The organism is Pseudomonas sp. S49, assembly GCF_009866785.1.
Taxonomy (GTDB): domain Bacteria; phylum Pseudomonadota; class Gammaproteobacteria; order Pseudomonadales; family Pseudomonadaceae; genus Aquipseudomonas.
This window is the reverse complement of the sequence record NZ_CP019432.1, coordinates 1,860,517-1,879,772: the sequence shown is the minus strand read 5'-3', so window position 1 is coordinate 1,879,772 and position 19,256 is coordinate 1,860,517. Positions and strand designations below refer to the sequence as shown.

The following is a 19,256-nucleotide window of genomic DNA, read 5'->3' as shown; positions in this document are numbered from 1 at the left end:
CAGTCTCGCGCCAATGACCACTCGTCGCCACCTGTCAGATCTGACAGGTGCGCAATCTCGCTTTTAGCCGTTCAATCACTCCGTCACTTTCCCGCCCGGAGTCGTTGCCATGGCCAGCCCCAACAAACCCCTGCTACTCGCGGAACTCGGCATCCCGGGTCGCAGCAAGGACCCGGTGTCGACGGATCCCGATATCTGGGGCATCAACATCGCCGCCGCGCTGGGCAACTTTCCCCTGCATGGCCTGCAGTGCCAGGCCGGACCATGGGGGAATATGGCGAGCGGCGACAGGTTGACGATCTTTTGGGGCACCGGGCTGGACGCGGGGGGCAAGACCGTCCTCAAGGATGAGGTCGGCACGCAATTGCGCATGTTCGTGCCTTCCCGGCACATGGTCGATGGTCAGTTCGCGGTGTCCTATGTCGTCAAGCCGTTGGGCGGCACGGATCAACCGTCTGAAGTCATGCAGGTGCTGGTCAAGCTGACGCGCCCGGGCGGCCATGACGAAAACGGTGACGGCGGGCATTCCAAGCTGATCATGATCATTCCCCAAGACATTCTTGACGGTGGCATCGACAAGGAGATTGCGGAAAAAGGCGTGAAGATCAGCATTGGCAAGGCCGACGGCACACCCCCCTATCCCTACGCCGCAGCCGGCGATATTTGTCGCGTGAGTTGGGGCGGGATCTTCGTGCTCAGTGAACCGCTGACTCAGGAACAGGCCGAAGGCAAGACGCCGATCATCGTGAAAATCGAAAAAGACTTCATCACCGACGCCGGTGATGCAGAGTTTCCCGGCGTAGCCGTGGTGTTCGAGGTGTACGACAAGGTCTTCAACCGTTCCGAGGACTGGAGCCCCGAACAGCGTGTGGTAGTGGCCGTTGATGCGACCCGGCTGATCGCGCCGTTGCTCAAGGAAACGCTGAACAACGTGCTGGATGTCGACCAACTGGGTGACGCTGACGGCACCGTGCAAATTATCGCCACAGACACGACCAACTTCAAAATCGGTGACATCCCGTTCATCAAGATCAAGGGCACGCCGGTCGAAGGTGCGCCGATTGATCTGGAAGTAGAAGGCGCGGCGTTGACCAGCGTGCCGAGCATTATTGAAATCAAGGCCCCCAACGCCGTGCTGCGCCAGTTGGCCAAGTCGCAGATCACCTTGTCATACCGCCTGAAAAAAGCCGACGGTTCCAAAGATCTGAAATCCAAAAGCCAATTCATCCGCGCCATCGGCGAAGTCCAGCGGCTGGCCGCGCCGATCATGCTGGACGAGGACTCCGGGGCGCTGGACCCGACGCTGGCCCAGGTGCGTCTCGAGATCCCCTTCGACAAATCCTTTGCCGAAGGCCAGGTTCTCAAGATATTCATGCTCGGCACCACGCCTGGTCTCAAACCTTACCTGCCTGACTTGCCTCTTCGCCTCATCACCCGCAACGACATCGTTGCGGCGAAACCGTTGTTGTACAACATCGACGGCAAACACCTGGCCCCGGTCAACGGTGGCACGGCCGAGTTCTATTATCAGCAACTGATCGCCGACGCAGTGCTCGCCACACTGAACCCGTTCGAGGCTACCCGCGCCATTCGCGAGTCGATCCACACCGACATCCTGCAAGTCGGCGAACCACGCCTGGAACTGCCCGAACCGGTGGTGGCCGGCGTGGTGGACGGCGTGGTGGACGGCGTTCTGCCAGCCGACACCGCCGGCACAACCCTGACCGTGCCGTACACCGAAACGGTCAAAGGCGATGAAGTCTTCATGTTCTGGATCGGCTCGATCACCGGCGAATACCCCGACTCGATCAAGCTGAACGAATTCACCGCCGGTAAGGAAGTACCGTTCAACATCCCGGCCGAGGTGATCAAGGGCAATGAAGGCGGGACGGTGATCGCCAGGTACGAAATCAAGCGTGCGGCCGGTGGGACGAGTTATGCCGAGCCGTTGGAGTTCAGTGTCGGGGTGGCGCTGGAAAACCCCTTGCCATTGCCACAGATGCCGGAAGCCACCGGCAATGGTGCCAGCGTGACCCTGGCGCCACTCGACGCCCAAGCGGGTGCCCGCGTGGTCGTGGCCTACACCGGCATGAATGAAAAACACAATATCAAACTGACCATGGCGGGCACGCCCGGCGTCGGCTCACCGGACATCCCGGCCAAACAAGGCGTTGCCAGCGGCAGCGTCGAGTTCCTGATTCCCGCCACAGCCATCGCAGCCAACATCGGCAATGAAACCAAAACCTTCACACTCAGCTACGAAGTCACGGCAGGCCAGACAACTCCATCTTTGCCTTTGACCGTCAGCGTCACGCCGCTGCCTGCGACAGAGCTGGACAAAATCAGCATTGAACAAGCCGATGGCACGGTGCTGGATCTGACGAAGGTGACGTTGGGCGCAACGATTCTCGCTGGCGTCTGGGCGTTTATAGCCGCCAATCATCGGGTAGGACTGAACCTCAAAGGTACGAAGAATAACGGCGATGCCTTCCATCACGTGGTATGGCCGTGGCCGTCTTCCTACGTTAATCAAAACTGGTTCAACAGCGGTCAATACACACATACGCTGGCGTACAACGCCATCAAGGACCTGGCGGATGGCAGTCGGCTGGAATTGCATTTCAAAGCGGCGTTGACGTTGAGTCGTGAGGAGGCTGAGGCGATTGATGCGCCGGTGAAGGTTTATACGATCAGGGCCATCGAAGATGTGACGCCGAGCATCACTTTGGTCACTGGATCGCCCAGCGGTGATGAAGTTATCGAGGGCGCAATCATCGTCGAAACGGCCGTGACCTTGACCGGTAGTGCCGCCAAAGGCCAGAAAGTCAGCGTGCTTGACGGCACAACGTCCAAAGGTGAACCGACCGCCGATTCAGCAACCGGGATCTGGACATTGGCCGTCACCGGCCTGAGCGTCGCGCCGCACAGTTTTACCGCCAGGGCGTTATACGGTTCGGGGGCCTCCTCGGCTGCCAGAACGTTGATCGTCACGGCCGTAGTTGTGCCAACGCTGAGCAATGTATGGGACGCCAGCAATGTGGAAGTGCTGGAAGGCACAACGACGGTCAGTACCGAGCTGACACTTAAAGGAACCGCGAGCCTGGGTCAGCAGATCAATATCCGTGACGGCACCGGTTCCGGCTCGGCCACAAGGGGAACCGCGACCGCCAACGGAACGACAGGTATCTGGGAACTTCCGATTACCGTGCCACTCGGCGCGCGGCGGCTGTACGCCGAGGCCTGTTATCCGAGTAATCCGTTGTATTCGAATGTGCGGAATTTGACGGTGGCGGCAGACTCAGCACCAACCATAACCTCGGTCAAAGGCTCACCCAGCGACGTCGAAATCCCTCAAGGCGGGAGCACAGTAGAAACTGCCGTAACTCTCAGCGGCGTCGCAGCCAAAGGCCAGAAGGTCGAAATCTTTGACGGCACTGCCTCCAAAGGTCAGGCCAATGCAGATGCCACAATCGGTGACTGGACGTTGCTCGCCGATGGCTTGGCTGTGGCAGTACACAGTTTTACCGCTAAGGCGTTGTACGGTTCCGGCGTCGTGTCGGCTGCCAGAACACTGACCGTAGCGCCGCCATTCGTTATAGATACATCTACTCTCGTTTTATCTGGTCGCTGCTTGTCTATTGATGGCACGGGGCTTAATTGGCCTCGCACTGAAATTGATCCCGTCGGAACCTTCGCCATTCGCCATCCTACTAGTGGTGCCCCGCCCTATACTTTCCGTTCCGAAAGCAGTGCAACAGCGTCAGTTGATTCAAAGGGATGCGTAAGAAGCGAGTGGAACGGGAACACACGGATCATTGTGACTGACAGCCTCAACCGTTCGGGTAGTTTCGAAGTTAAGGTAAGCAATGTATTCAAGCCTCGAGTGAACACTACAGGTCTTTCTGACCGCGGAGCCTACAATTGGCGAGTATCAGTAGGAGGAACAGTGATTAATGGAAATGACCTCGCACTATTTGCCAGATTCGACCCGGTCAACGGCACCATTCGTCTCTTCGAGATCCTAACCGGGTATCAACCAGTGCCTTACACAGGTCCAGGCGGAGGTTACTGGATAAGCTATATTCAAAAAAACGGGCCTTCGTGGCAATACGTTGCCCCCTTCACCGCTCATACGTCCGAAAGCGGAATTGAAGTGCCGCACCCTGACAAGTGCGCAATATGTTTTTAGCGATATCAGGGACAGACCACGTTTCCAACCAGACAGTCGCCCGATTCCTTGCCTTTTAAACTCAAGTGTTTAAAAGACACCTCCAGACACGCCTTCAAGGCTACACATCCTTGCGCCGTTGCCTACAGCTACGCCAGAATCCGCCGGCTTGTGCGCTTTGGGGTCGGGTTCTATTGTGGATCGGTCGCTGACGAATCAGCGATCGGGTTTAGCGACTCGGACCAACTCAGTGCATCAGCGTTCGTGGCTTCGTTGTGGGACTCTTCGCCCGCAATTACGTTATGGCGGCTGTATGCGGGAGACCTTTGGGTCTACCGGTGTGCCTGAGACCGGTTCGCTAACCTGCGTACAGCTGCCACCTTCACCTGTTTAGCGACAGGGAAAGAGTGGCTCCATAAACTCAGGAGCTTCACCATGATCAAACCAACGCCAAACCCACCCGAAACCGACCCCACCTCCCCCTACGAATCCCTCGATTCAAAAAAACTCCACGAAGCCGCCGACCGCGCCCTCGATCACTACCTCTGCCCACCTGGCTCCACGCCGCCACCGCGCAAGACCCGCCGGATGTACGCCGTCACCGCCGACTTCAAAAACGAGGAACTGCTGGCCGATGCCAGCGAAACACTCGCCTCCGCCAGAACCATCGCCCATGACTTCGCCCACCTCATACCCGCGTCGCAGCGCAGGACGCTGTTGGGGATCGCGCAACTGATCATGCTCGGCGAACTGGCGGTGAATCGGGTGATGGATAATCTGGAGTTGCCGCAGTAGCAAGGATCCGCGACAAGCTCTGAATAAGGCGTAGTGGCTGCTGACGTCTTCGCGGGCAAGCCCGCTCCCACAGGGATCTGCGCCGTTCACATATCCATGATCCACCGACGAACAGGTGGGAGCGGGCTTGTCCGCGAAGGCGACCTCACAGCCGACACGTGTCTTCAGGCATAAAAAAACCGCTGCTCCGTTGAATCGGGGCGGCGGTTTTTTACCCGGGTTACTGCGCAGTCAGAATCTGCTTGGGTGCAATATTGCCGAAGCTCAGTTGCTTGCCATTGATGTACCGCGTACCCCGGAAAAGTTGCTCACCTTCGACCTCAACGAAGTCCTCATCCATGTACATCAGCACGACCTTGGTCGCTGGCGCAATGAGTCCTGGGACTGTCAGGTCACTTTGCAGCAGATTGAGCGCCCAATGAAACTGGAGGACCGGCAAATCACCGATTTCGATCTGGCTAGTGTCATCCAGCGGTCGGAAGTCTTTGCGTGCAGTCACGCGCAGCTTGCGCCCGACCTGCACAAATTCCGGTTTGCCATAACGCACCCGCAAATGAAGGCCGTTTGCCCATTGATCCATGTAATACCTGGGCGAGTTGAAGAGTCCGAACAACGCTTGGTTGTCGCTGATTTTTCCGGCTGCATCGAACAGGTAGTTGTAGGAATAGTGATAAGCCAGCCCATCCAGCTCAGGTCTGATGGCGTTGACCGGATTGCCCAGATAATCCGGGATATAGGCATTGGCCATTTGTACAAAGTGCGTGAAGTCCAGATCCATGTCGACGGTGACCTCGTACCGAATGGAGTTTTCCTTCGGGTTTTCCTCCAACCGCCCCGAAACATACTCCAGGGTCATGCCTTCAAGCTTGCGATAGATACGTTCTGCCATGATCGTGCTCCGTGAATTGCGGAGAAATTCCGCAACCCATGTCATCGATTTTCACGGCGGCCGTCTACTGTCAGAACTAACAGGTACGGGGGTATTTCAGACAGGCGGTAGCCGTCAGAAAGCCCGGCGCAGCGGCAAATCATTCTTGAGCGAACCAAGGTAACGACGGATCTGGTAGCCGGGGATTTCAGTACGGACCACCTTTTCTCCCAGATAATTTTCCGTTCTGGCTCCACCCCACCGCCACGCAAAACCCGCCGAATGTACGCCGTCACTGCCGACTTCAAAAACGAGGAACTGCTGGCCGATGCCAGCGAAACACTCGCCTCAGCCAGAACCATCGCCCATGACTTCGCCCACCTCATACCCGCGTCGCAGCGCCGGACGCTGTTGGGGATTGCGCAATTGATCATGCTCAGGGAGCTGGCGGTGAATCGGGTGATGGATAATCTGGAGTTGCCGCAGTAGCGACACGCGATGATCGTTCCCACGCTCCTGCGTGGGAATGCCTCAACGGACGCTCCGCGTTCGGCTTTGGAAGGGACGCGGAGCGTCCCGGGCTGCATTCCTTTGCTGCGCGTGGGAACGATCATAAAAAACCGCCGCCCCGTTTTCAGCGGCTTTGCGATCAATTGCTCAATACCGAAGAATTTTCACTTTTCCATTCTTGTTCCTGGGCAATTCGTACTCGACCTCGCCGCCCACTTTGATATTCGCCTGCAAGGCATCAGCCAATGGAATGCTGAAGCGGTATTCTTTGGCGGTCAGAAAAAAACCCGTGGCGTCGGCAAACGAAAGACAGCGTCCCGATTGCTTCGGCGTGATGGTGCCGCTTCCGGTTTTTTCATCATAACTGCTGAAAATACCTTTCATTGTCGTGCTCCCTTGCACTCGCTCGCATGACCGCACCAGGTTCGCGGCGCCACCTTGCATCAAACTGCAAAATCACGGCAAGCACACCTGTCAGAGTTGACAGTGAAGGGAGATCTCAGACCAATGGCTGCAAAGCACCGTCAGGAATCGCGACGCAGATCCGGCGGAATCGGCAAATCATCCTTAAGCGGATCCGGCCGTTTGCCCTTGCCCGCGCGGTACTGGCGGATCTGGTAGACGTAAGCCAAGACCTGAGCAACCGCCAGATACAGTCCGCCGGGGATTTCCTGCTCGAGTTCGGTGGAGTAATAGATCGAACGCGCCAGCCCCGGCGATTCGAGGAGCATGACATTGTTGGCGACGGCGATTTCGCGGATTTTCAACGCGAGGAAGTCGCTGCCCTTGGCCAGTAATATCGGCGCGCCGCCCTTCTCCGAGTCGTACTTGAGCGCGACGGCGTAGTGGGTCGGGTTGGTGATGACCACGTCGGCGTCGGGAATCGCCGCCATCATCCTCCGCTGGGACATTTCGCGCTGGGTCTGGCGGATGCGCTGTTTGACTTCCGGGCGACCTTCCTGGTCCTTGTGCTCGTCGCGCACTTCCTGCTTGGTCATCAGCAGTTTCTTGTGCGCTTCCCAGAGCTGCACCGGCACGTCGACGGCGGCAATGATGATCAGGCCGCAGGCCAGCCACAAGGTACTCCAGCCCACCAGCGTGACGCTGTGAATGATCGCCATTTCCAGCGGCTCGTGGGCGATACGCAACAAGTCATCGACGTCCGCCGACAACACCACCAACGCCACACCCAAGGTAATCAGAAACTTGGCCAGCGCCTTGAGCAGCTCGACCACAGCCTTGAACGAAAACATCCGTTTGAGGCCTGCCGCCGGGTTCATCCGGCTGAACTTGGGGGCCAAGGAACCCGCCGCAAACAGCCAGCCACCGAGAGATATCGGCCCGATCAGCGCCGCCAGCAAAAGGGTGATCATGATCGGCTGGATCGCCACCAGCGCCATCTGGCCGGACTGCAACAGAAACGCGCCCATGGCGCCCTGATCCATGATCACCTCGCGCGAGAGCGTGAAGTTCAGGCGCATCAGCTCCATCAGGTCTTCGGCCAGCATGCCGCCGAACACCAGCAGCGCGCCGGCGCCGGCCATCATCACGGCGAGGGTGTTGAGCTCTTTGGAACGGGCAATCTCACCCTTCTCACGGGAATCTTTTTTGCGTTTGTCCGTGGGGTCTTCTGTTTTGTCCTGACCGCTTTCGCTCTCTGCCATGACTCAGCGCGCCCGTGCCAGTTCGCGTAGCAGCTGCAAGGCTTCAGTGGCCAGCGGCTGATACTGATTGAGAATGTCCGCCAGACCAACCCAGACGATAAACAGGCCGAGGACCAAGGTCAGCGGAAAACCGATGGAAAAAATGTTCAGTTGCGGCGCGGCGCGGGTCATCACGCCAAACGCGATGTTGACCACCAGCAGCGCCGTAACTGCCGGCAATACCAGCAACAGCGCTGCACCGAGGACCCAGCCGAGTTTGCCGGCCAGCTCCCAGTAATGCACAGTCATCAGACCGCTGCCGACCGGTAGCGTGGTGAAGCTCTCGGTGAGCACCTCGAAGACCACCAGATGGCCGTTCATCGACAGGAACAGCAACGTGACGAGCATAGTGAAGAACTGCCCGATCACCGCCACCGAGACGCCGTTGGCCGGGTCGACCATCGAGGCGAAGCCCATACCCATCTGGATCGCGACAATCTGCCCCGCCACGGCAAACGCCTGGAAAAACAGCTGCAGGGAAAACCCGAGCACGGCACCGACCAGGATCTGTTCGGCAATCAGCATCAAGCCACTCAGGTCGAGCGGGCTGACCGGCGGCATCGGCGGCAGGCTCGGCACAATCGCCACGGTAATGGCCACGGCGAAATACAGGCGCACCCGCCGCGACACCAGGGTGGTGCCGAACACCGGCATGACCATCAGCATCGATGCCACGCGAAACAGCGGCAACATGAACGAGGCCACCCAGGTACTGATCTGGGTGTCGGTCAGCTGAAGCAGCGATTGCATGGCTTAGCCGATGACCATCGGGATGTTTTTGTACAACTGGATGATGTATTCCATGAACGTCTGCACGATCCACGGACCACCGATGATCAACGTGACCAGCATCACCAGCAGACGCGGCAGGAAGCTCAGGGTCTGTTCGTTGATCTGGGTCGCGGCCTGAAACATCGCCACCAACAAGCCGACCAACAGGCTCGGTACCACCAGAATCGCGACCATCAATGTGGTCAGCCAAAGGGCTTCACGAAAGATATCGACCGCAACTTCCGGCGTCATGGCGAGACACCTCCAAAACTGCTGGCCAGGGTGCCGATGATCAGCGCCCAGCCATCCACCAGCACGAACAGCATGATCTTGAACGGCAGCGAGATGATCAGCGGCGAGAGCATCATCATACCCATCGCCATCAGCACACTGGCCACGACGAGGTCGATGATCAGGAACGGAATGAAGATCATGAAGCCGATCTGGAACGCGGTTTTAAGCTCGGAAGTGACGAACGCCGGCACCAGAATGGTCAGCGGCGCCTGATCCGGGGTGGCGATGTCGGTGCGCTTGGACAAACGCATGAACAGTTCGAGATCGCTGGTGCGGGTCTGCGCGAGCATGAAGTCCTTGATCGGCACCTGGGCCTTCTCCACCGCTTGCTGGGCGGTAAGGGTTTCCGCCAGATACGGTTGCAGCGCGTCCTTGTTCACCCGGTCGAACACCGGGGCCATGATGAACAGGGTCAGGAACAGCGCCATGCCGGTGAGGATCTGGTTCGACGGCGTCTGTTGCAGGCCGAGGGCCTGACGCAGGATCGAGAAGACGATGATGATCCGGGTGAAGCTGGTCATCAGAATCACGGCCGCCGGGATGAAGCTCAGCGCGGTCATGATCAGCAGGATCTGCAGACTGACCGAATACTCCTGCGCGCCATCGGCGTTGGTGCCCAGCGTGATCGCCGGGATCGACAACGGATCGGCGGCGAACGCCAGTGGCGCGGCCAGCAACAGGGCCAGCGTCAAGACGATGCGTAGCGCACCCATTACTTCGTATCCTTCTGATCCTTGCCGAGAATCTTCAGCAGATGCTGGGCAAATTCCGGGGTCGCTTTTTCACTGGTCGCCGGCACGTCGACCGGTTCCTTGAGCACGTGCAGCGCGGTGATGGTGCCGGGGCTCAGACCGAGCAGGATCTGCTCGTTGCCGACCTGCACCAGCAGCAAGCGGTCGCGCGGACTCAGTGCGCGTGAGCCGATCAGCTCGATCACTTGCCCCTTGCCTGCCGGCCCGGCCTGCTGCACCCGGCGCAACAGCCAGGCGAGGAAGAAGATCACGCCCAGCACCAGCAACAGGCCAAACACCAGTTGCGTCAGTTGCCCGGCCACGCCGCTGGTGACCATCGGCGCGGTGGCGGCAGGCACTGTCGTGGCTGTCGACGGCTCGGCAGCCAGCACGCTGAATGGCAGTGCCAGCAGAGCCCAGAGAAACCGTTTCACTCAGCGCAGCTTCTTGATGCGTTCGCTTGGGCTGATCACGTCAGTCAGGCGGATGCCGAACTTCTCGTTGACCACCACCACTTCGCCATGCGCGATCAGCGTGCCGTTGACCAGCACGTCGAGCGGCTCGCCGGCCAAACGATCAAGCTCGATCACCGAACCCTGGTTCAGTTGCAGCAGGTTACGGATGTTGATGTCGGTGCTGCCCACTTCCATCGAGATCGATACCGGGATGTCGAGGATCACGTCCAGGTTCGGGCCGTCGAGGGTCACCGGATCGTTGTTCTTCGGCACGCTGCCGAACTCTTCCATCGGCAGACGCGAGCCGCCAGCTGCGTCGGCGGCCAGCAGGGCGTCGATGTCAGCTTGACCATCACCGGTTTCTTCCAGAGCCGCAGCCCATTCATCGGCCAGTGCCTGATCGTCCTGGGCGTTCATATCATCGTTCATCATTTGTCCTCGGCGGGCAAAAATTCAGTTAAAGGCTTGGGGATTTGAGCGCTGCTTCAGCGACGCTCGATCGGCTCGATCACCTGCAACGCGAGGTTGCCTTTGTGCGAGCCCATCTTGACCTTGAAGGCCGGCACGCCGTTGGCGCGCATGATCATTTCGTCCGGCATCTCGACCGGGATCACATCGCCCGGCTGCATGTGCAGGATGTCGCGCAGCTTCAACTGGCGGCGCGCCACGGTGGCACCGATCGGCACATCGACATCGAGCACGTCCTGACGCAGCGCGTTGACCCAGCGCTCGTCCTGATCGTCGAGGTCCGACTGGAAACCGGCGTCGAGCATTTCGCGTACCGGCTCGATCATCGAGTACGGCATGGTCACGTGCAGATCGCCGCCACCGCCGTCGAGTTCGATATGGAACGTGGAGACCACGATCGCTTCGCTCGGGCCGACGATGTTGGCCATGGCCGGGTTCACTTCCGAGTTGATGTACTCGAAATTGACTTCCATGATCGCCTGCCAGGCTTCCTTCAAATCGACGAAGGCCTGCTCCAGCACCATGCGCACCACGCGCAGTTCGGTCGGGGTGAATTCACGCCCCTCGATCTTGGCGTGACGACCGTCGCCGCCGAAGAAGTTGTCCACCAGTTTGAACACCAGTTTGGCGTCAAGGATGAACAGCGCGGTGCCGCGCAACGGTTTGATCTTGACCAGGTTGAGGCTGGTCGGTACGTACAGCGAGTGCACGTATTCGCCGAACTTCATCACCTGTACGCCACCGACGGCAACGTCCGCCGAGCGGCGCAGCATGTTGAACATGCTGATGCGGGTGTAACGGGCAAAACGCTCGTTGATCATTTCCAGAGTCGGCATGCGTCCACGGACGATGCGATCCTGGCTGGTCAGGTCGTAGCTTTTGACACTGCCGGGTTCGGCAGCGTTATCGGTCTGTACCAGACCATCGTCGACGCCATGCAACAGCGCATCGATTTCATCCTGGGACAGCAGATCCTGCACGGCCATGTCGTGTTCCTACTGCAGTACGAAATTAGTGAAAAGCAACTGTTCGATCACCACTTTGCCCAGCTCTTTCTGCGCCACTTCCTGGACGCTGGCTGTGGCCTTCTGGCGCAACATCTCCTGGCCGACCGGGGTCGCCAAGGTGGCGAAATCCTGACCGGAGAAGAGCATTACCAGGTTGTTGCGGATCACCGGCATGTGCACTTTGAGCGCTTCCAGATCGGCCTGATTACGCGCCAGCATGGTGATGCTCACCTGCATGTAGCGCTGACGGCCGTTCTGGTTGTAGTTGGCAACGAAGGCTGGCGCCATCGGCTCGAAAATCGCTGGCTGCTTGCCGACGGGCGCTGCATCGGCGGCCTCGGCAGGCTTGCTCTGGGCACTGTGCATGAAGAACCAGGTCGCCCCCACGGATGCGCCAATGGCCAATAGCAACGCCAGCACGATCACAATGATCAGCTTGAGTTTGCCTTTGGTTGCGGGGTCTTTCACTGCTGCTGTTTCGCTCTTCGCCATGCCAATAATCCGTCACTATTCGGGTTTTCACAGTCGCACGGCAAGGCAAGAGCAAGTGTTATGCCAGAAGTGTCGGTGATGGTGGAGACAACGCTAAAGTCAAAGGCACCCTCACCCCAGCCCTCTCCCGGAGGGAGAGGGGGCCGACCGAGTTGCTTTGTCGTGATTCGTCGACCTGAAAGACCGAGTCGATTAGGGAGTCATCCATCAAGTCTTGGCGATCATGGATTCACAGACGCTATTTCAAGTCGGTGTAAATCTCCAATATCCCCCAATCAGTCCCCTCTCCCTCTGGGAGAGGGCTAGGGTGAGGGGCTCTTGATTTGATCAGGCGTAATAGTCGACGGCGCTGGTGCCAATCACGCTGGTGGTTTGAGCAGCGGCTTCAGCAATGGCGGCAGGCGCCAACTCCTCATCCGCCGAGTCGAGGCGACCGCCGGCAGCGCTGGTGCGACCACTCTGGCCCTGCTGTGCCTGCTCCTGGCCTTGCTGCCCCTGCCAGCCACGGTTCTGGTCGGAGACATTGACGTCGACCTGGCCCATGCCCTGCTGGTTGAACATGTCGCGCAGGCGATGCATCTGACCATCCAGCGCTTCACGCACGCTCGGGTGCGCACTCATGAACGTCACTTGCGTCTGCTGATCCGGGACCATGTTGACGCGGATATCCAGGCGCCCCAGTTCGGCCGGTTGCAACTGAATATCCGCCGCCTTGAGGTTGGCGCTCGACAGATACATGACGCGGTTGACCACTTCTTCAGTCCAGCCGCTCTGATGCATGGCGATCGGCTGATTTACCGGCACCGCGTTCGCGGTCTTCGGCGTGGCGGCTTGAGTCAATGCCGCCAGACGGTTGGCGAAGTCATCCACGCGGGTATCGCTGGTCGCCGTCTTGAGATCTTTGAGGCCATCGTCGATCAAACCACTGAAGGCTTTTTCGCCGCCCTGGCTGGTGCTGTCCTTGTCGGCTTGCACGTCAAGCATGCTGGCCATGCCGGCGGCGAAGTTCTGCGCCGCAGTCAATTCGCCGTCAGCCTGAGCCTGAGCCGGCGAAGCCTTCGGTTGCGCCTGGCTGGCAGCGGAAATGTGCCCGCCCTGCTCCATCGCCATACGCACGGCCGGCATCGAGTCGAGCGGATCGGCCGAAGGGTCGAAATCGCTGTCGGTGGTCGGTGCCGGATCTTTGACCACTCCCGGCAACACGGCGAGCGCGGGGTTTTCAGCTTCAGGCTGGACGGCGGCCGGGGCTTGCACCACTGGCGTGGTGACAACCGGCTGCACAGCGACGGCCAATGCCGGATCAAGTGTCGGGTCAACCGGTGCCGCATCAACCACTGGCGTCTGGGCAGTATTGGTACTGTCGTCGCTGCTGGCGGATGTGTCATCGCTAGCTGCGGTTTTATCGGCAGGCAAGTCGTTGCCGCTATCGGCAACCGCCGGTTGCGCAGCGGCAGACGGATCCTTACCGATATCCTTTTTGCCGCTGTTGTCAGCGACTTTGTCGCGCGACGCCTTGGGCGAATTATCGGTGCTTGCGACTGGCTTGCCCGGTCCCTGATCGGCGAACACTTTTGCGAAGCTTGAGGCCTTATCCCCGGTATCTACGGCCATGGCCGACGTTTTCGCAGAGGCGGCTTGCGCCTTGGCCTGAGCGGCGTTCTGAAGAAGGATGTTGGGGGTCGCAGGCATGAAACGGTCTCCGCTGCACTGGGATCGTAGGTACAGTTGCGGAGATAGCTGCAAGTGCCGGGCCAGTTTTGTCCGGCGCTTGAGAAAAGCGCCGGACGGCGGGATCAGTGAGTCAACGCGTGCTGTCGCTCGTCTTCGTAAACCGGGCGGACATCTGCGAACTCGCCACTGATGTCAGCCACCAGCCTGGCGATTTCCGAGGGGCTTTTATCTTTGGCTTCCGATTCCAGCTCCTGGCAGAGCGCCGCCAAGCGGACAGCTCCCATATTGCTGGCGCTGCCCTTGAAGCTATGGGCCACTTCCGACAACACCTTGGCATCCGCTGTTTTTTGCAGCACAACCAAGCGACTTTCGGAATCCGTCAGAAAGGTATCCAGAAGCTCCGGATAACCCTCCTCCATGACTTCGCGCAGTACGCTCAGCGCCTCGCGATCAATATGTGTGTCAGCCACTTGCTCACTCCTTGATCAAGAATTGCGCGGATTATGCCTCAACCTCCCAGGAAAACTCCACGCGGGCACTACGACCTTCGTCCGACCAACTGGCGTTGCGCCCCAATTGCCGGACCAGACTGACGCCACGTCCCGACAAACGGACTCCGTCCAGCGGTCGCTCCATGACTCGCGCTACATCAAAACCCTTGCCGCTGTCTTCAACCCGAATCACCAGACAACCGCCCTCGCCTTGTGGCTGCACCTGCAAATGCACGCGCACGAAACCGTCCTGCAGCGCCTCCAGCCGATCGTTGCGCTGCTGATAGTAGCGAGCGAACCCCGCCGCATCGCGCTTGAGACTGGAATCCAGACCGAGCACGCCATGCTCCAGCGCATTGGAATACAACTCGGCCAGCACACTGTACAAAGCACCACTCTGCGCCCGCAGCCCATGCACCTCAAGCAGCAACTGCAACAGGTACGGCAACGGATTGAAACGTTTTAGCGTCGCGCCACGGAATTCGAAGCTCACCGCCCAGTCCAGCGGACAAGACTGGCCGCTGTCGGAGTACACCGGTGCCGACGGCTTGACCTGCGCCGGTTCCAGCAGGCTGACCTCAACCATGCTGATATCGTCGCGCGCCTCGCCGCGAAAATCCCGCAGCGCCTGCTCGATGTCCTCGAACAAGCGATCCGGCTCGCGGTTGGCGGCGAACACCTGCTGCAAGCGCTCGACGCCGAACAGTTGATCACTGGCATCACTGGTGTCGATGACGCCGTCGGACAACAGGAACACCCGATCACCAGCGGCCATCGGATGCACTTCCGTACGGTCGTCGAACGCCTGCGCACTCAGCACACCCAGTGGCAAGTGCCGCGCTGCCAGCGGTACACGCTCACCGCTGGCGATCCGATGCAGATAACCGTCAGGCATGCCGCCGTTCCACACTTCGACTGAACGCCGCTGAAAACTCAGGCACAGCAGCGTGGCGCAGCAGAACATGTCCACCGGCAGGATGCGTTTGAGCTTGGCGTTCATTTCGCGCAGGGTTTCCGCCAGGCCGTAACCCTTGGCGGTCATGCCATAAAACACTTCGGCCAAGGGCATCGCCCCGACCGCTGCTGGCAGGCCATGACCGGTGAAATCGCCCAACAGCACATGCATGTCGCCCGCCGGCGTGTAGGCCGCCAGTAGCAGATCACCGTTGAACAAGGCATACGGTGATTGCAGATAACGGATATTCGCCGCGCTCAGGCAGCCGGAGTGCGCAACCTTGTCGAACACCGCTTTGGCCACGCGCTGTTCGTTGAGCAGATAATCATGATGTTTAGCGATCAGGTCGCGCTGTTGCAGAACCGTTGCCTGCAAACGGCGCAAGCGATCCATCGCCTTGATTTTGGCGGCAAGGATCACCTGGTTGTAAGGCTTCGCCAGAAAGTCGTCACCACCGGCTTCAAGACAACGGGCCAGCGCTTCGCTTTCGGTCAGCGACGTCAGGAAGATGATCGGCACAAGAGTTTCACCGGCCAACGCCTTGATCTGCCTTGCGGCCTCAAAGCCGTCCATGACCGGCATCATCGCGTCCATCAAGACCAGATCGGGTTGTTGCCGACGAAACAGATCGACCGCCTCGGCACCATTGGCCGCCGTCAGGACTTCGTGACCCTGGCGGCGGACGATGGTCGACAGCAATAAGCGATCGGCGGCGCTGTCTTCGGCGATCAGGATCGTCAGCGGCTCTTGCACCTGCATGGCCGTCAAGTGATGTCGAAGAGTTTGTCGAAATTGGAGATGGCGAGGATCTTGCGCACGTCGGAGCTGCTGTTGACTACTCGCACGTCCGAGTTATCGCCGCCGGCGTGATCCCGCAGCAGAAGCAGCATGCCCAGTGCCGAGCTGTCGAGGTAGGTGGCTTCTTTCAGATCGACCACGATGGAGTCAGGCTTCTTGGGAAGTCGCTCATAGGACTCGCGAAACTCCTGATGGCGACCAAAATCAAAACGACCCTTGACCAAAATCGTCAGTTTTTGACCATCTGGAGAGACTTCTGTAACGACTGACATTGACTGGCTTCCTTGTCATTGACGAACCTGTACAAGGTTTAGCACTTGCACAGGGTTGCAGCAAGGCGCAACGCAGGAACAAATGTGGGAGCGAGCCTGCTCGCGAAGGCGTCGTGCCAGTCAACAATTGAGTCAACTGACCGAATGCATTCGCGAGCAGGCTCGCTCCCACAGGGTCTGGCGGTGCGTTTTAAAACGGATTCTGCCGTGGCAAGCGCTGCGACAACTCATCAAGCAACTTCTGCTCGCGCTTGTCTTCAAGGCGTTGCGCCTCTTCGCGATAACGCTGCACCAGTTTGCGCAGCCCTTCGACCTTGGCGAACGCCTGTTGCCATTCCTCACGGGCCTTTTCGAGTTTGTTCTGGTGCCAGACCAGGCTCTGCCGCTGCTGATCAACCGCCGTGTCGAGTTGCGCCAGAAAGCCCTGAAAACCCAGCAGCCATTGGCCGGTCACGCCTGTGGCGCCACGCACGATCCATTGCTCGGAGTAGTCCAGACGGAAGGCATTGAGGTCGGCGAGTTTGCTTTCGGCGACCTTCACCTGACCCTGAAAATAGCCCAGGCGTTGCACGGCGGTTTTCTCGGCCTGTTCGGCCATGTCCACCACCGGCGCCAGACGCGCGGCTCGACTGACAGTGGCCATGACCGGTTAGCCGCCCGCCGCCGGGGCAAACAGGGTTTCGAGGTAAGCCTGGCTTTCGCCCATGTTGATTTTGTCGTTGAGGCCCTGACGCTGATACCGGACCAACTGCGGTTGCAGGGAGATCGCCAGATCGGTCTCGCGGTCGCCACCGGCAACGTAGGCACCGACGCTGATCAGATCGCGGCTCTGCTGATAGCGCGACCACAACTGCTTGAAGTATTGCGCGCGCTGCATGTGTTCCGGCGAGACCACCGCCGGCATCACCCGGCTGATCGACGCTTCGATGTCGATGGCCGGATAGTGTCCTTCCTCCGCCAGACGCCGGGACAAGACGATGTGACCGTCGAGCACGCCTCGGGCCGAGTCGGCAATCGGGTCCTGCTGGTCATCGCCCTCGGACAACACGGTGTAGAACGCGGTAATCGAACCGCCGCCCTTCTCTGCGTTACCGGCACGTTCAACGAGTTTCGGCAATTTGGCGAACACCGATGGCGGATAACCCTTGGTCGCCGGCGGCTCGCCGATTGCCAGGGCGATTTCTCGCTGCGCCTGAGCGAAACGGGTCAGCGAATCCATCAGCAACAGGACGTTCTTGCCCTTGTCGCGGAAATATTCGGCGATGCGCGTGCAGTACATCGCTGCGCGCAGACGCATCAGCGGCGCATCGTCCGCTGGCGAGGCAACCACGACGGAGCGTTTGAGGCCTTCTTCACCGAGGCTGTGCTCGATGAATTCCTTAACTTCCCGACCCCGCTCACCGATCAGACCAACGACGATAATGTCGGCTTCGGTAAAGCGCGTCATCATGCCCAGCAGCACGGATTTACCGACACCGGTACCGGCAAACAGACCCAGACGCTGGCCACGCCCGACCGTCAGCAAACCGTTGATGCAACGGATGCCGACGTCGAGCGGCACGCTGATCGGGTCACGGTTCAGCGGGTTGATCGTCGGGCCGTCCATCGGCACCCAGTCTTCGGCTTTCATGCCGCCCTTGCCGTCCAGCGCACGGCCGGCGCCGTCAAGCACGCGACCGAGCATGCTCATGCCCATCGGCAAACGCCCGGTATCAGCCAGTGGCACCACACGGGCACCCGGGGCGATGCCGGCGACGCTGCCGACCGGCATCAGAAAGACTTTGCTGCCGGAAAACCCCATGACTTCCGCTTCCACCTGTGACGGGTGATAGCTGTCGTCATTGATCACCAGGCAACGTGTGCCCATGGCGGCGCGCAGGCCTTCGGCTTCGAGGGTGAGGCCGACCATGCGCAGCAGGCGACCTTCAAGAATCGGCGCGCCGGCAATCTCGGTGGCCTCAGCGTAAGTGCTCAGGCGCTTGGCGAAACTGGTGCGTTCAAGGCGCATCGGGGTTGTCCGCGAGCGGCTCGTCAGGGACAGCCGCCGGTTTTACGTCTTCTGGAATGTCCAGGCTCAGATCCGCTTCAGCCGGGTGCAAAGCCTGTTCGTGCAACTGATCGAACAGCTTGGCCATAACCTGACCAACGCGGGTTTCAATGCTGGCATCGATGCGGCTGTGCTCGGTTTCAACCCGGCAGCCGCCCGGCAACAGCGCTTCGTCCTCGACGATGCGCCAGGTTTCCTCATGACGCTCGCGCAGGGCCTTGGCCTGTTCGAAGTCCTGCGGATTGACGTACAGGCGCACGTTGTCGACGCCCAGCGGCAACAGCTTGAGCGCATCGCGCATGACGTGTTCGATCTGGCTGGAATCGATGGCCAGTTCGCGCTTGATCACCTGTTTGGTGATGTGTTGCACGAGGTCGACCAGCGACTTTTCGATCTGCGTATCTTGCTCGGCGATCGGCTCGAACAGGTTCGCCATCAGTTGCTCAAGGCTGGCAAGTTTTGCCGCCAGCGCCACTTCAGCTTCCTGACGGACCTTGAGCGTGGCGCTGTGAAAACCTTCTTTTTCGCCGATGCCGAAGCCCTCGTTGTAAGCCTCCTGACGGATGCTTTCGAGTTCTTCCAGGGTCAGTGGCTGGACTTCTTCCAGCGGCACTTCTTCCATTTCCGGCGGTTCGGGCTCCGGCTCGGGCTCGGGTTCCGGTTTCGGCGGGTCGAAGCTGGGCATGGCCCAGGATTCGAAACCACGGACATCGCGGGCACGGATCAGATCCGTCACATCGTCGTCGTGCTTGTCCATGGG

Annotated in this window: 19 protein-coding genes and 1 pseudogene; 3 read left to right on the top strand and 17 right to left on the bottom strand. The window is 59.5% G+C overall.

Annotated features, from left to right (window positions below; genetic code table 11):
- Positions 1–109 precede the first annotated feature (109 nt).
- Together PspS49_RS08250 and PspS49_RS08245 are read left to right on the top strand one after the other, a co-directional pair.
- A complete protein-coding gene (locus PspS49_RS08250) occupies positions 110–4,189 on the top strand; it encodes a hypothetical protein (protein WP_160038797.1) in 4,080 nt (1,359 codons plus the stop codon).
- Between the two features lie 414 nt (positions 4,190–4,603).
- Complete coding sequence (locus PspS49_RS08245) at positions 4,604–4,963, top strand: hypothetical protein (protein WP_102900463.1); 360 nt, start codon at positions 4,604–4,606, stop codon at positions 4,961–4,963.
- 220 nt (positions 4,964–5,183) lie between these two features.
- Here the strand turns inward: PspS49_RS08245 and PspS49_RS08240 are convergent, their stop codons facing one another.
- Positions 5,184–5,852 carry a hypothetical protein gene (locus PspS49_RS08240; protein ID WP_160038795.1) on the bottom strand — a complete coding sequence of 223 codons (669 nt, stop codon included), beginning with the start codon at positions 5,850–5,852 and terminating at the stop codon, positions 5,184–5,186.
- 228 nt (positions 5,853–6,080) lie between these two features.
- Here PspS49_RS08240 and PspS49_RS08235 point away from each other — a divergent pair.
- A pseudogene (locus PspS49_RS08235) lies at positions 6,081–6,320 on the top strand (hypothetical protein); the annotation flags it as partial.
- 168 nt (positions 6,321–6,488) lie between these two features.
- On the opposite strand, the gene PspS49_RS08230 reads toward PspS49_RS08235, so the two are convergent.
- From PspS49_RS08230 to fliH, 16 genes are all read right to left on the bottom strand, one after another.
- Positions 6,489–6,725: a hypothetical protein gene (locus PspS49_RS08230; protein WP_160038793.1), complete on the bottom strand. Its 237-nt coding sequence runs from the start codon at positions 6,723–6,725 to the stop codon at positions 6,489–6,491.
- A gap of 140 nt (positions 6,726–6,865) precedes the next feature.
- A complete protein-coding gene (gene flhB, locus PspS49_RS08225; protein ID WP_127926321.1) occupies positions 6,866–8,005 on the bottom strand; it encodes a flagellar biosynthesis protein FlhB in 1,140 nt (379 codons plus the stop codon).
- A gap of 3 nt (positions 8,006–8,008) precedes the next feature.
- Positions 8,009–8,794, bottom strand: a complete 786-nt coding sequence (fliR, locus tag PspS49_RS08220; RefSeq protein ID WP_160038791.1) for a flagellar biosynthetic protein FliR — start codon at positions 8,792–8,794, stop codon at positions 8,009–8,011.
- Positions 8,795–8,797: 3 nt separating this feature from the next.
- Positions 8,798–9,067 (bottom strand): flagellar biosynthesis protein FliQ, encoded by a 270-nt coding sequence (fliQ, locus tag PspS49_RS08215; protein WP_038363854.1) that lies wholly within the window; start codon positions 9,065–9,067, stop codon positions 8,798–8,800.
- Positions 9,064–9,822 (bottom strand): flagellar type III secretion system pore protein FliP, encoded by a 759-nt coding sequence (gene fliP, locus PspS49_RS08210; protein WP_150649707.1) that lies wholly within the window; start codon positions 9,820–9,822, stop codon positions 9,064–9,066. Before fliP ends, fliQ begins: the two co-directional genes overlap by 4 nt.
- The gene (gene fliO, locus PspS49_RS08205) at positions 9,822–10,274 is read right to left on the bottom strand and encodes a flagellar biosynthetic protein FliO (RefSeq protein WP_160038789.1); all 453 of its coding nucleotides are present in this window, start codon (positions 10,272–10,274) and stop codon (positions 9,822–9,824) included. Before fliO ends, fliP begins: the two co-directional genes overlap by 1 nt.
- Positions 10,275–10,727, bottom strand: a complete 453-nt coding sequence (gene fliN / locus PspS49_RS08200; protein WP_174245049.1) for a flagellar motor switch protein FliN — start codon at positions 10,725–10,727, stop codon at positions 10,275–10,277. It abuts the gene before it with no gap.
- Positions 10,728–10,780: 53 nt separating this feature from the next.
- Positions 10,781–11,749 (bottom strand): flagellar motor switch protein FliM, encoded by a 969-nt coding sequence (gene fliM, locus PspS49_RS08195; protein WP_007920032.1) that lies wholly within the window; start codon positions 11,747–11,749, stop codon positions 10,781–10,783.
- Between the two features lie 9 nt (positions 11,750–11,758).
- Complete coding sequence (gene fliL, locus PspS49_RS08190) at positions 11,759–12,262, bottom strand: flagellar basal body-associated protein FliL (RefSeq protein ID WP_007920033.1); 504 nt, start codon at positions 12,260–12,262, stop codon at positions 11,759–11,761.
- A 327-nt stretch (positions 12,263–12,589) separates the two neighbouring features.
- The gene (locus PspS49_RS08185; RefSeq protein ID WP_150749246.1) at positions 12,590–13,951 is read right to left on the bottom strand and encodes a flagellar hook-length control protein FliK; all 1,362 of its coding nucleotides are present in this window, start codon (positions 13,949–13,951) and stop codon (positions 12,590–12,592) included.
- A 104-nt stretch (positions 13,952–14,055) separates the two neighbouring features.
- Positions 14,056–14,403, bottom strand: a complete 348-nt coding sequence (locus tag PspS49_RS08180; protein WP_127926317.1) for an Hpt domain-containing protein — start codon at positions 14,401–14,403, stop codon at positions 14,056–14,058.
- A gap of 31 nt (positions 14,404–14,434) precedes the next feature.
- Positions 14,435–16,138 carry a fused response regulator/phosphatase gene (locus PspS49_RS08175; RefSeq protein WP_160038787.1) on the bottom strand — a complete coding sequence of 568 codons (1,704 nt, stop codon included), beginning with the start codon at positions 16,136–16,138 and terminating at the stop codon, positions 14,435–14,437.
- A 5-nt stretch (positions 16,139–16,143) separates the two neighbouring features.
- Entirely contained in the window at positions 16,144–16,449 is a 306-nt protein-coding gene (locus tag PspS49_RS08170; RefSeq protein ID WP_150749249.1) for an STAS domain-containing protein, read from the bottom strand.
- A 190-nt stretch (positions 16,450–16,639) separates the two neighbouring features.
- The gene (gene fliJ / locus PspS49_RS08165; RefSeq protein ID WP_127926314.1) at positions 16,640–17,092 is read right to left on the bottom strand and encodes a flagellar export protein FliJ; all 453 of its coding nucleotides are present in this window, start codon (positions 17,090–17,092) and stop codon (positions 16,640–16,642) included.
- Between the two features lie 6 nt (positions 17,093–17,098).
- Positions 17,099–18,457 (bottom strand): flagellar protein export ATPase FliI, encoded by a 1,359-nt coding sequence (gene fliI / locus PspS49_RS08160; RefSeq protein WP_064119534.1) that lies wholly within the window; start codon positions 18,455–18,457, stop codon positions 17,099–17,101.
- Positions 18,447–19,253, bottom strand: coding sequence for a flagellar assembly protein FliH (gene fliH / locus PspS49_RS08155; RefSeq protein WP_160038785.1), 807 nt, complete (start codon positions 19,251–19,253; stop codon positions 18,447–18,449). Before fliH ends, fliI begins: the two co-directional genes overlap by 11 nt.
- Positions 19,254–19,256 lie beyond the last annotated feature (3 nt).

Excerpts from the sequence above, each read along its gene's own strand:
- fliH (WP_160038785.1), bottom strand. The coding sequence starts at position 19,253 with ATGGACAAGCACGACGACGATGTGACGGATCTGATCCGTGCCCGCGAT.
- fliL (WP_007920033.1), bottom strand. The coding sequence starts at position 12,262 with ATGGCGAAGAGCGAAACAGCAGCAGTGAAAGACCCCGCAACCAAAGGC.
- fliI (WP_064119534.1), bottom strand. The coding sequence starts at position 18,457 with ATGCGCCTTGAACGCACCAGTTTCGCCAAGCGCCTGAGCACTTACGCT.
- PspS49_RS08245 (WP_102900463.1), top strand. The coding sequence starts at position 4,604 with ATGATCAAACCAACGCCAAACCCACCCGAAACCGACCCCACCTCCCCC.
- fliQ (WP_038363854.1), bottom strand. The coding sequence starts at position 9,067 with ATGACGCCGGAAGTTGCGGTCGATATCTTTCGTGAAGCCCTTTGGCTG.
- fliM (WP_007920032.1), bottom strand. The coding sequence starts at position 11,749 with ATGGCCGTGCAGGATCTGCTGTCCCAGGATGAAATCGATGCGCTGTTG.
- PspS49_RS08240 (WP_160038795.1), bottom strand. The coding sequence starts at position 5,852 with ATGGCAGAACGTATCTATCGCAAGCTTGAAGGCATGACCCTGGAGTAT.
- PspS49_RS08170 (WP_150749249.1), bottom strand. The coding sequence starts at position 16,449 with ATGTCAGTCGTTACAGAAGTCTCTCCAGATGGTCAAAAACTGACGATT.
- PspS49_RS08175 (WP_160038787.1), bottom strand. The coding sequence starts at position 16,138 with ATGCAGGTGCAAGAGCCGCTGACGATCCTGATCGCCGAAGACAGCGCC.
- fliP (WP_150649707.1), bottom strand. The coding sequence starts at position 9,822 with ATGGGTGCGCTACGCATCGTCTTGACGCTGGCCCTGTTGCTGGCCGCG.
- PspS49_RS08250 (WP_160038797.1), top strand. The coding sequence starts at position 110 with ATGGCCAGCCCCAACAAACCCCTGCTACTCGCGGAACTCGGCATCCCG.
- fliN (WP_174245049.1), bottom strand. The coding sequence starts at position 10,727 with ATGATGAACGATGATATGAACGCCCAGGACGATCAGGCACTGGCCGAT.
- fliR (WP_160038791.1), bottom strand. The coding sequence starts at position 8,794 with ATGCAATCGCTGCTTCAGCTGACCGACACCCAGATCAGTACCTGGGTG.
- flhB (WP_127926321.1), bottom strand. The coding sequence starts at position 8,005 with ATGGCAGAGAGCGAAAGCGGTCAGGACAAAACAGAAGACCCCACGGAC.
- PspS49_RS08185 (WP_150749246.1), bottom strand. The coding sequence starts at position 13,951 with ATGCCTGCGACCCCCAACATCCTTCTTCAGAACGCCGCTCAGGCCAAG.
- fliJ (WP_127926314.1), bottom strand. The coding sequence starts at position 17,092 with ATGGCCACTGTCAGTCGAGCCGCGCGTCTGGCGCCGGTGGTGGACATG.
- PspS49_RS08230 (WP_160038793.1), bottom strand. The coding sequence starts at position 6,725 with ATGAAAGGTATTTTCAGCAGTTATGATGAAAAAACCGGAAGCGGCACC.